12 protein-coding genes are annotated in these 10,638 nt (G+C 56.8%); 10 read left to right on the top strand and 2 right to left on the bottom strand.

The genetic code is table 11. The features are described from left to right. Nucleotides 1-61: 61 nt before the first annotated feature. The 3 genes from ACF8AM_RS19600 to rnpA are packed head-to-tail and all read left to right on the top strand — an operon-like array spanning nt 62 to nt 2,828. A complete protein-coding gene (locus tag ACF8AM_RS19600; protein ID WP_392557274.1) occupies nt 62-1,093 on the top strand; it encodes an aspartate carbamoyltransferase catalytic subunit in 1,032 nt (343 codons plus the stop codon). Further along, nucleotides 1,090-2,406, top strand: a complete 1,317-nt coding sequence (pyrC, locus tag ACF8AM_RS19595) for a dihydroorotase (protein ID WP_392557273.1) — start codon at nt 1,090-1,092, stop codon at nt 2,404-2,406. Before ACF8AM_RS19600 ends, pyrC begins: the two co-directional genes overlap by 4 nt. Further along, complete coding sequence (gene rnpA / locus ACF8AM_RS19590) at nt 2,406-2,828, top strand: ribonuclease P protein component (RefSeq protein ID WP_392557272.1); 423 nt, start codon at nt 2,406-2,408, stop codon at nt 2,826-2,828. Before pyrC ends, rnpA begins: the two co-directional genes overlap by 1 nt. Here rnpA and ACF8AM_RS19585 read toward each other — a convergent pair. Then, complete coding sequence (locus tag ACF8AM_RS19585; RefSeq protein WP_392557271.1) at nt 2,811-3,827, bottom strand: DUF368 domain-containing protein; 1,017 nt, start codon at nt 3,825-3,827, stop codon at nt 2,811-2,813. The genes rnpA and ACF8AM_RS19585 overlap by 18 nt on opposite strands. A 130-nt stretch (nt 3,828-3,957) precedes the next feature. Here ACF8AM_RS19585 and ACF8AM_RS19580 point away from each other — a divergent pair, with 130 nt between their 5' ends. Beyond that, nucleotides 3,958-4,731, top strand: coding sequence for an undecaprenyl-diphosphate phosphatase (locus tag ACF8AM_RS19580; RefSeq protein ID WP_392557270.1), 774 nt, complete (start codon nt 3,958-3,960; stop codon nt 4,729-4,731). Nucleotides 4,732-5,407: 676 nt separating this feature from the next. Further along, on the top strand, nt 5,408-6,118 hold the full coding sequence (gene lexA / locus ACF8AM_RS19575) for a transcriptional repressor LexA (protein WP_392557269.1): 711 nt from the start codon (nt 5,408-5,410) through the stop codon (nt 6,116-6,118). 87 nt (nt 6,119-6,205) lie between these two features. Here the strand turns inward: lexA and ACF8AM_RS19570 are convergent, their stop codons facing one another. After that, nucleotides 6,206-7,516 (bottom strand): S26 family signal peptidase, encoded by a 1,311-nt coding sequence (locus tag ACF8AM_RS19570; RefSeq protein WP_392557268.1) that lies wholly within the window; start codon nt 7,514-7,516, stop codon nt 6,206-6,208. Between the two features lie 110 nt (nt 7,517-7,626). Here ACF8AM_RS19570 and ACF8AM_RS19565 point away from each other — a divergent pair, with 110 nt between their 5' ends. The 5 genes from ACF8AM_RS19565 to ACF8AM_RS19545 form a co-directional block, all read left to right on the top strand. Continuing rightward, entirely contained in the window at nt 7,627-8,049 is a 423-nt protein-coding gene (locus tag ACF8AM_RS19565; RefSeq protein WP_392557267.1) for an ATPase, read from the top strand. A gap of 2 nt (nt 8,050-8,051) precedes the next feature. Further along, entirely contained in the window at nt 8,052-8,612 is a 561-nt protein-coding gene (locus ACF8AM_RS19560) for a flagellar basal body rod protein FlgB (protein WP_392557266.1), read from the top strand. Nucleotides 8,613-8,659: 47 nt separating this feature from the next. Beyond that, nucleotides 8,660-9,079, top strand: coding sequence for a flagellar basal body rod protein FlgC (gene flgC / locus ACF8AM_RS19555; protein ID WP_392557265.1), 420 nt, complete (start codon nt 8,660-8,662; stop codon nt 9,077-9,079). A gap of 81 nt (nt 9,080-9,160) precedes the next feature. Then, nucleotides 9,161-9,547 (top strand): flagellar hook-basal body complex protein FliE, encoded by a 387-nt coding sequence (gene fliE, locus ACF8AM_RS19550; protein ID WP_392557264.1) that lies wholly within the window; start codon nt 9,161-9,163, stop codon nt 9,545-9,547. 10 nt (nt 9,548-9,557) lie between these two features. Further along, the coding region (locus ACF8AM_RS19545; protein ID WP_392557263.1) for a flagellar M-ring protein FliF C-terminal domain-containing protein at nt 9,558-10,638 on the top strand (1,081 nt) is incomplete at its 3' end.

Below are 10,638 nucleotides of genomic sequence, written 5' to 3'. Positions count from 1 at the left end.
GTTGATGTTTGTGGGCTGCCGTGACTCGTCGAACAGACAATGATGCTTTAAACTCCCGGCCATGGACGCATCGCTCTCACCCGATCAATTGTCATTCCCGGCCGTTTGGCGGCATCGTCACCTTTTGGATTTGGAGCGGCTCACCGCAGCGGAGATCCTCGCGATCTTGCGCACCGCGGACGAGCTGAAGTCGATGACCGAAGGTTGTCGCCGCAAAGTTCCGCTTCTGACGGGCAGAACATGTGCCAATTTGTTCTTCGAGAACAGCACTCGCACGCGGAACAGTTTCTCACTGGCGGCAAAACGCCTGGGTGCCGACACCGTCGAATTCAGCAGCAGCGGAAGCAGTGTCGCGAAAGGCGAAACGTTCGTCGACACCGCCAAGACCATCGAAGCGATGGGTGTCGACTGGGTGGTGACGCGTCACTCCACACCGGGAACACCCCACTTGCTGGCCCGCGAACTGGGCTGCAGCGTGCTCAACGCTGGCGATGGCCCGCACGAGCATCCCACCCAGGGATTGCTGGACATGCTGACGATCCTACAACACCGCATTGGATCCGACTGGAAGTCCGAAGCCGCGGATCCCGAAAAAGTGTTCGCCGGAATGACGGTGGCTTTGGTTGGCGACATCGCTCACAGTCGCACCGCACGAAGCAACCTGTGGGGTCTGAGAAAACTGGGAGCTCACGTCATCATTTGCGGCCCTCCGACCCTGGTCAGCCATCGCTGGGAAGAACTCGGTTTTGAAGTGGCTCATCGGCTCGATGAAATTGTTCATCGCTGCGATGTTTTGAACCTGCTGCGGATCCAATTCGAACGTCAAAAAGCCCGTCCGTTCCCCAGCGTGTATGAATACGCCGCACTGTATGCGATGAACGGCGAACGACTGCAGCATGCCAAAGATGACATCCTCATCATGGCTCCCGGCCCCATCAATCGCGGCGTTGAAATCACCCCCGAAGTCGCTGACGGACCGCATTCGGTGATCCTCGAACAAGTCACCAACGGGATCGCCGTTCGCATGGCCTCACTGTGGCTGCTTGCCAACGCGAAAGACCACACCGACGCATCCACGGAGCCACTCGCATGAACTATTCCACTTGGGTTCTCGACGGTGGACGATTGATCGATCCAGCCAACGGCATCGACCGAATCGCACGATTGGTTTTGCATGACGGAAAGATCGATTCGATCGACACTCCCGACGGGGATCTGCCACCGAATGCCGTTCGTCTGGACGTCAGCGGAAAAATCGTGTCTCCCGGGCTGGTGGATTTGGCAACCGAACTGCGTGAACCGGGCAGCGAAGAAGATGAAACGATTCAAACAGGCAGCGACGCTGCTTTGGCAGGTGGCTACACAACGGTGTTGTGCTGCAGCAGCACCAAACCGTTGATGGATTCCGCTGCGTCGGTTCAGTTGGTTCGTCAAATCGCACAGCGAGTCGATGGCGTTCGTGTGCTCCCGATCGCCTGCCTCAGCAAAGGCCGACAAGCCGAACAGATGGCCGAACTGGGAATCCTGGCCGACGCCGGTGCAGCCGGGTTCAGCGACTCGCCGCGACCGATGCCCAACGATGCGTTGCTTAAACGAGCTCTCGATTACTGCCGCATGTTTGACTTGCCGATCTTCGACCGGCCCGAAGTGCCAGAATTGGCCGACGGCGGTGTGATGCACGATGGTCAAATCGGACTGATCCTAGGACTCAAGGGATTGCCAACCGAAGCGGAGGACTTGGCAGTTGCCCGTGACGTTCGCCTGGCAGAAGCCACCAAGGGTCGCTTGCACGTGGGCCCGGTCAGCACGATGGGCGCGATCGACATGATCGGCCGTGTGAAATCGCGAGGCATCCGTATCTCCGCGTCGGTCTGCCCACACAATTTGTTTGGCAGTGACGAACTGCTACGTTCCTACGATTCGCGGTACAAAGTCCACCCGCCGATGCGAAGCCCATCGCATGTTGAAGCACTTCGCAATGCCGTTGCCGAAGGCGTGATCGATGCGATTGAATCCGGACACATGCCTCGAGCGCATGAGAAGAAAGCCAATGACCTGGATTTGGCTCCGTTTGGTGCCACCGCATTGGAAACCACTCTCGCCGCAATCGCGACGGACTTGGTCGAAACCAAAATCCTCGATTGGTCACGAGCGATCGAATGCCTCTCAACGTCGCCTGCCCAAATTGCTGGCGTGGAAGGAGGCACCTTGTCCGTGGGTGCGAATGCGGACGTGACCGTGATTGATCCGAAGCAATCCTGGTCGGTGGAAACCAAAGCGTTCCATTCGCGATGCCACTCCAGCCCCATGACAGGACGCACGCTTTCGGCTCGCGTCACACATACGTTGGTCGGTGGACGGTTGAAATTCGAACTGAATCCTGCTGCTGCGATTGCAACGCCCTGATGTCACGATCTCTGGAAAAGCGTCCCTTCGGACTGCCCAAATCCTCGCGAATCGTGCGCAGCAGCGAATTCACCAAAACGCTCCGGCGTGGCGGTGTCGCTGCGAATGACTGCTTGGTTGTCTTCGCTTTGCCACATGACGAACCCCCTCCGCAACAATCCGACACGCCTCCGTGTCGCTTAGGCGTGACCATCCCCAAAAAAACCGGCAACGCCGTCGTTCGCAATCGCTGGAAACGACTGATCCGCGAATCCTACCGATTGCATCAGGCGGAGCTTCCGACCGGGTTTGATTTTGTTGTGCGTCCCAAAAAAGACGTGACCGCGGACTGGCGACTGATCGAACGAGGGTTCGTCAAACTCGTCGGTCGAGCGGTGCGTCGCAGCCAATCGCCGGGCAACAACTCAAGCCGTGGCCGCTGAAGATTGCATCCGACGGGTGAAGTGATCCGCTGCAATCACGACGACGGCCGCGATGATCGCGAGCACGAGCAACACCAGCACGCTGCCTTCGTATTTGGCCGGCGATACCCATTCGAACACTTGGTGCTTCAGGTCCAATTCGGCCGTCTCGGGGGTCACGCGTTGCAGTGGCCAAAGTCGACCAACGGAACCAATCATCAACCCAATCAACACCGCCATGGTTGCGTCTCGAAAATGTTCGAGCAGGTAATTCAGCAAGCGACTGAATGCCAACAAACCAAACAAGCAACCTGCGGCAAACACAGCCAGACGCCCTAAAATATCCATGTCGATCTGGCCTTTGACGACACCTTTAATCATGCCGATCACGGGTTCGTAAACGCCCAGCAATAGCAAGATGAACGCGCCGCTGATTCCAGGCAGAATCATCGCACAAATCGCGATCGACGCGCTCAAAAACAAAAAAACGTGACTGGCGTCGCCTGTCGTCGCAGGAATTCGCGAGATCCCCAACGCCACCAACACACCGACCACCAACAACACAAATCTCGGAAACGTCCACTTGGTGACGTTGCGCCGGACCACCCAAACGCTCGCCAGCACCAAACCAAAAAACACTGCCATGGTCTCGTTGACCCGGTGCTGAAGCAGCCAGTGCATCAGCCCGGCCAAAGCGCCGATCCCGACGACGATCCCAATCCCCAGTGCGATCAGGAACCGCAAATCCATTCGCCGGGCGAGTCCCGTCCATTGCCCCGTTCGAAGCATTCCGAGTGACGTCGTGTCGACATGACTGATCGCCGCGATCAACCGGTCGTAGTGCCCCAGAATCAAAGCCACCGTCCCGCCGCTCACGCCAGGGACCGTGTCGGCGGCTCCCATGCAGAACCCGCGAAAGACGTTCAGCATGATCATGCCGATGCTGTCAGGACGCCGAGATTCCTGGCCGTCAAAATTGACAGTTTCGGTAGAACTGTCGGAGTCGGTGGATGCGTTCACAAGAGTCGTTCTGAGGGAGGAAAAGAAATGGAATTGAGTCGACGGATGCCGACGTTGCCTTTAGCAAAGTAACCTAGGACATCATCTATCCAGACGCACACCCCACACACATTAGTCGAGACCTTGAATCGTGCAGGAACTCATTCGCGTCATCATTCTGGCGGTCGTGCAGGGGATCGCCGAGTTTCTCCCCATCAGCTCGTCAGGGCACTTGGTGATTCTTGGATCGATGTTGGGCGAACTTGGCGAATCGGTGACCCTTGAAATCATCTTGCACGCAGGGACGCTGGGTTCGATCCTCGTTGTGTTCTGGCAACGAATCTGGGCCCTGCTGAGAAAAGACCGACGAGTCATCGGATTGCTGGTCGTTGGTACGCTTCCCGCAGTGGTCATTGGCCTGACAATCAAAACGCAGTTCCCGGAAATTCTTCGCAGTCCGTTCTTGGCGGGCGCGATGTTGATTGTGACCGGAATCATGCTGGTTGTGCTTGGCAAACTCACGCCTCAGTCGGGCACCTACGACCGCTTGGGGTTTGGCGCCGCCTTTCTCGTGGGATGCTTTCAAGCCTTCGCGATCCTGCCCGGAATCAGTCGCAGCGGTTCCACGATCCTCGGTGGGCGACTCATGGGGCTGGACCGAGATGATTCTGTGACCTTCTCGTTTCTCCTGGCCATCCCTGCCATCTTGGGTGCAACGGTCTTGGCGATCAAAGATCTCGTGGACGACGGCCCCTCCGGAGCATCCTCCACGACCACCCTTCTCATCGGAGCGGCGGTGGCCTTCGTCGTCGGCATCGCTGCACTGAAATGGTTGATCCGATGGAGCCGAGAAGACCGCTTGCACTGGTTTGCGTACTGGTGCATTCCAGCCGGAGTGCTGGTCGTCGTTCTCAACCTCAAATGAGCAGCAACGCAGGAAAAATGAGCCCGCATCAGTTTCAGCGTGCTCTTTTCTTCGGCGCGAGAAAGATCAACCTTCCCGAACTCAAAGGTGCTCGCACTCTTCGTTTTCGGGAGAGGTGAACGAGCCTATTGGTCTGTCACGACTTGTTTTTAGGGTAATGGACGAGGCGACGAGTCCTGGACTGGCGTCAGATCCAAAAACTTGTCGCCTCGTCCACCACTCCTTTTTAGCTGTGCTAAGCACGTGAGCGGGAGTCATTGGGCTTGATCACGTAGCGGTGTCTCTCCGAGACGCTGTCATTTGCGAGTCTCAGAGAGACTCGCCTACGTGAGGTTTTACCCGATCATTCCTGCCGAGGGGCTTAGACCACGCTGCGCTGTTTCGAACGATTGCCAACACAGCAGTCCAAAACGGCACACCCCAAAATCTCGGTGGGGGGATCCACCATCCAAGAACAGGCTAATTATTGCTATGCCAACACAACATTGACCGTTCAGTTTTAGCTATGCTCACGCCAGTTGCTTCAACAGGGTCCAGTCCATGACACATCGACTTGTTTTAAAAAGCCCTAGCTGGGCAATACAACGCCCCCCCTAAATGCCTAGCGTTGAGCTCCCAAGGTCGATCACTGACGACACTGCGCGAATCCGCACAGTTTGACCTTGACGAAACCGAAGTGAAATATAGCAATAAAAAGAACGTCATCAAAGTGATCCGCATGCTAGGCTTGTTTCATAATGATGGATTGCCCCCTCGCCCCACCCCATCTCCCTCCGCGAAATACATGCCCAACGTTCAATTGACCGAAAGACAACGAGAGGTCTACGAGCTAGTTCGTTCCCTGATTCGAGAACGCGGCTATGGCCCCACGGTCCGTGAGATCGGCGAACATTTTGGGATCCGTAGTCCGAATGGAGTCATGTGTCACCTCCGCGCACTGGAGCGCAAAGGGTTGATCACACGAAAAGCCAACAAATCCCGAGCGATCGAATTGACGGGCGAAGACGCTCGTTCACCGACGGGATTGCCGATGGCGGGCATCGTCCGAAGCCAACCCACCGACATCGATATGAATGCAACCGATGTGGTTGATTTAGGCAAGATTCTTGCTGACGGTGATCGTTTTGTTGTGCAAATATCGGGCGATTCTCTCGTTAGCCGAGGGATCCACGATGGCGATTACATCGTCATCAACAAGCAGGAAAGCGTCCAACCAGGACAACTCGCGGCCATCGAAACTACACCGGGAAACATTTCGCTTCGATACTGGCACCCCATCAATGGGCACGTCGAATTGCGAAACGGTAATCGCGACCTGGCCCCCGCTAAGGTGCTCAATCCCAAAGTGGTAGGCGTCGCAGTTGCAACCGTCCGCACAGCGTTGTAAGCAACCGTGCGGAGCTCTCGTCAGGCATGCCAGCAGTTTTGCAGAAGCTTTTCAAGATGTCTTGGTGAGTCGATCGTTGGACGGACCTCAACCGCCAATGTCTGTCGGTTGATCACGAGCAATTGGATCACATACCCCGATGATTTGGTCCGTGCGAACGGGCCCCCAATCGCGACTGTCGATTGAAACCGGCGCGTTGTCTCCCACAACAAACCACTCATCGTCTGCAAGGGTCCATGAAGAGATGCTTCTGACGTACCACTGCACCGGACGCCACAATCGCAGGTCCGATAGAGTCGAGATCGAACGAGGGTTCCAACCAATCGCGACTGGCGAAGAAGCTGACACGAACGCTGCCACAGCCTGATCCAGTCCAGTCTCCTCAATCGGACGCCCCTCCTGGATCACACGGGGCTCAAAATGAACATGTTCGTATCCACGGCTCGGTGGCTCAGGCAATTGCTTTGAGATCACGCGGGTCCCGCGATCCGTCCAAACGACGGCACGGACTTGCCGACCAACAGGGCGGCTGGCCTCACCGGTTGACTCCACTGCGTCATTCGTCACGCGCAAGCGAATCGAAATTCCCAGCCGAGAAACCGGGTGCAACCGTCGATCCAAACCCAGATTGGCGGGGCAATCGTCAAGCACTCGGCTGACCACATTCCCTCGATAGACATTGCGATGTTCGTACGTCAACCAAACGAGGTCTGGGCTCAACACGTTGGCATCGGTGACTTGGTTCCAATTCCCATTGGCATCACGTTGCCAAACCGAATCGTCAGAACAGCTCCAACGACTCGCGATTATGCCGGTGCGTCTCTGATCAATATCGATCGGTACACGCGGCAAACCGGACGGCGATGGAAGTTGACCGTCGACGAGCAAGTTCCCCGAATCGTCCGACGTCACCTTTTGTCCCGGAGCAGCAAGAACTCGCTTGAGATGAGTCTTGCCGCCGTGCTTCAACACAACCACCGGCGTTTCATTCGCTGCCAATTGACTTCGAAGCAAAACCGCAGTGGACGGCCGGACGATCACCACATCCGCGGCGATGGAACGAACTGAAATCGATTCGCCATGGATGGGTGTTCCGCAATGCCAACATCGCGGTATGGAACCGGCGCGATTCCCGCTGGAATTCAGGCTCGGTTGAACGGCCCGCCAGTGTTCCGCATCAACCCGAAGAGTAATCGAGCACGCTGCGCAACGAAACTGCACGCTGGGGCCCCAAAAAGTCGGAGCCATCGACGGTCCAGCGACCCGAAACGCGGTGGTCGTTTCACGACGGGTTTCACACCCAAGCAATCCCAGTGCTCCCCAACCCGCTGCCAGCATGCGGCGACGAGAAATTCGCTGGGCAGCCTCGGCAGCTTGGATTCGAAAAGAAGCGGACATGAAAACCGAGCAGGAAGACAGATTGATCTTGCAACGAACGCCCTCCGAACGCTAACAGCAAACGGGAACGCACGGACGCGTCCAAAAATGAACGTCATCGGAAACCTATCATGTCACATCATTTCATCGGCCAGGACAACGATCCACCTTTAGCCATTTTGGTGGAAACGCTCGCGTCGCCCATGTTGGTTGCCCATCCGGCTCCGGTTTGCCTAGAGGTCGACATGGACGAAGCCCTCCGACTGCCCGCCGACCAGGCCTCTTTCTGCCAACTGATGGAAAGCTTGATTCGCCAAGCCCTGATCGAAATGCCTGAAGGCGGTGAATTGACAATCACCGGCTGCCAAACCAATACCGGCATCGAAATTGAGTTGGCTGACACGGGAGCCGCCGTGGATCAACGAGCCTGCAAATTACCGATGATCGCCGCGGCCCTGTCCGCTGAGTTGAACTGGCAGGACTGCCCGCAAGGCGGCAGCGCAGTGACAGTCAAATTCCCACACTACCAAGTCGCCAAACGCCGGGCCGCTTGAAAATGTTCAATCCAGTCGCCTCGACAACCATCGGTGCACTCGAGCAGACATTGGCGTTCACCGAACGACGCCACGAACTGCTGGCTGGCAACATTGCCAACCTGAGCACGCCGGATTACCGCAGTCGCGACCTGGATCAAAACCAGTTTCAAACCGCCTTAGCAGAATCCATTCGAGACCGTGGAAAGAGCCAATCGCCTGGCGACTCGATCGCTCAACCGGATTTGAGCCAAGGCCACGTTCCCGCTTGGGTCCACGATCCATTCGGATCCGCACTGCAAGCCGGCACCGTCGGCGCGCCCAACCCGTCCAGCGACGGAATGACGCCGGAATCTTTTTCAGCGCTCAGCCCCTCGCGAACCGCCGAAGCCGTCACACGTGACGATCAATTCAGCGGCCCTCGAGCTGCGATGGAACAAGTCGTCTACCACGACAACAGCGACGTTTCGTTGGAACAACAAGTCACCGAAATATCCAAGAACCAACACTTGCACGACCTCGCCGTGACGACGCTTCGCAGCCAATTTGAACTGCTGCGTGCCGCGATCACCGAACGTGCCTAAGACGCCTTCCTCACTCGATTCGTCCCCCTCATTGTTTGGAGATCGCCATGATCAGTGCACTCGACATCAGCACCTCAGCGTTGGTCGCTCAGCGCACGCGACTCAATGCAATCTCGGGCAACATCGCCAACATGTCTTCCTTGGTCGACGAAAACGGCAACCCGAATCCCTACCAAGCGCGACAGGTCGTCTTTCAAACCGACGAAACCGCCAGCCCCGGTGAAGCCGCTGGCGTGAAAGTCGCTGAAGTCATGGTCGACGATTCCGAACCGCTGTATCGCTACCAACCCGACCACCCATTGGCCATCAGCGAAGGCAAATGGGAAGGTTATGTCGCGCACCCAAACATCGTCCTGACAACTCAAATGGTCGACGCATTGGAAAGCACACGCGCTTACGAAGCCAACGTGGGTGTGATTGAAATCAGCAAGAGCATGAGCCGCCAACGACTCGCCATCTTGGCCTGATCGCAGCGGCCCCGCTCGGCTCGCTGGCCCTGATCGCTCGCGACACATTCGCCCTTCCTTTTTGATTCGCTTTCCACCCTCATGCAACCTGTTGCTTCTTTCCGACCTCCGCCAACGTTCAGCGCGTTGCAGGGCGGCGCGTCGTCACAGGTCAACAAGCCAACCGGGCCGCAACAAAAAGAATCCAACCAAGCCTTTTCGCTGCTTGACCCCAGCTCAACACAGTCCGCCCCCACCGACTCTTCGTTCGGTGAACTAGGCAACCTGTTGATGGACCAAGTCAAAGGCGTCAACTCGATGCAGAACCAAGCCGACTCGATGGTTCATTCCATGTTGACCGGCGGTGATGTCAATGAAGCCGAAGTCCTGACCTCGGTTCAAAAGGCGGATTTGGCCTTCCGCATGCTGATGCAAATCCGCAACAAGTTGATGGACGCCTACCGAGAAATCCAACAAGTTCAGATCTGACTAATCTTTCATGCTTCAATCCGTTCTCGACCAATTTCGAAGCATCTATTCCACGATGCCTGTTCCCTCGCGAATCATCGCGGGGTTGCTGTTGACGGCCATCATTGTCGCACTGGGTTTTTTAGTGCGTGGCAGTTCAAGCCCGTCTACGGAATACTTGCTTGGCGGCCGCAGTTTCAGCGAACGCGATTTGGACGCGGCCGAAATCGCATTCGGATCCGCCGACCTTCGTGGGTGGACCCGCGAAGGCCGCCGCATCAAAATTCCAATTGAGTCACGCAGCGAATTTCTAAAGGCGCTCGAAAATTCCGCGTCGCTGCCTCTGTCTTTACGAACCAGCGTCCAAGCTGCCATCGACAAATCCAGTCCGTTTGAATCCAACGAACAGCGATTGGCAAGGCAACGAAATGGCAAGCTGCTCGACCTCGCTCGCAACATCATGATGTTCCCTGACATTCGGACCGCGCGAGTGGACTACGACCAAGGCGAACGCATGGGCCTCTCGCGCACCCGCCCGCAATCGGCCAGTGTCACCGTCGAACCCGAAGGCATTTCCCCGCTGTCCCGAGATCGCATCTTGCAGATCAAGGACATGGTGCGATCCGCGTTTGCCGGCATGTCGGTCGACGATGTCGTGGTCACGGACACGAACGGATCCGCGCCCTTCAACCTGGCCGATGATGACGACCCCCTGTCGCGAAAACGCCGTGAAGAAGAAGAGCGGTTTGAGATGAAAATCCGCAATCACCTAATGGGCTACGGAAAGATTCATGTGGCGACCCACGTGGAAATTGATCCGACGATGAGCACCGAGAAAGCGAGTTTGAAATACGCCGATCAACCCACCACGCTGAACGAAACTTCTCGCAAACGCGAAACCGAATCATCGCGTCCGACACCCGGCGGCGTCCCAGGTGCGCAATCCAATGCACTGAGCAGCAACCGCCCCGTCAAACTGGACGCCACCGCCCAAACCTCCAAAACCAAAGAGGATGAGCGAACCAGCAAACGGGTCGCCGGACAAGAGTACTCGACGACCCGGATGGCCGGCTTGCCCGTCAAACGAGTGAAAGTCTCGATCGGCTTGCCAC

Origin of the sequence: Rhodopirellula sp. JB055, assembly GCF_043100905.1 — a bacterium.
GTDB lineage: Bacteria > Planctomycetota > Planctomycetia > Pirellulales > Pirellulaceae > Rhodopirellula.
The sequence above is the reverse complement of the archived record's forward strand: the minus strand, read 5'-3'. Positions and strand labels throughout refer to the sequence as shown.

Bases quoted from the DNA above. Each gene is read 5' to 3' on its own strand.
- flgC (WP_392557265.1), top strand. From the start codon at position 8,660: ATGATCAGTGCACTCGACATCAGCACCTCAGCGTTGGTCGCTCAGCGC.
- ACF8AM_RS19600 (WP_392557274.1), top strand. From the start codon at position 62: ATGGACGCATCGCTCTCACCCGATCAATTGTCATTCCCGGCCGTTTGG.
- pyrC (WP_392557273.1), top strand. From the start codon at position 1,090: ATGAACTATTCCACTTGGGTTCTCGACGGTGGACGATTGATCGATCCA.
- ACF8AM_RS19570 (WP_392557268.1), bottom strand. From the start codon at position 7,516: ATGTCCGCTTCTTTTCGAATCCAAGCTGCCGAGGCTGCCCAGCGAATT.
- rnpA (WP_392557272.1), top strand. From the start codon at position 2,406: ATGTCACGATCTCTGGAAAAGCGTCCCTTCGGACTGCCCAAATCCTCG.
- ACF8AM_RS19565 (WP_392557267.1), top strand. From the start codon at position 7,627: ATGTCACATCATTTCATCGGCCAGGACAACGATCCACCTTTAGCCATT.
- ACF8AM_RS19560 (WP_392557266.1), top strand. From the start codon at position 8,052: ATGTTCAATCCAGTCGCCTCGACAACCATCGGTGCACTCGAGCAGACA.
- fliE (WP_392557264.1), top strand. From the start codon at position 9,161: ATGCAACCTGTTGCTTCTTTCCGACCTCCGCCAACGTTCAGCGCGTTG.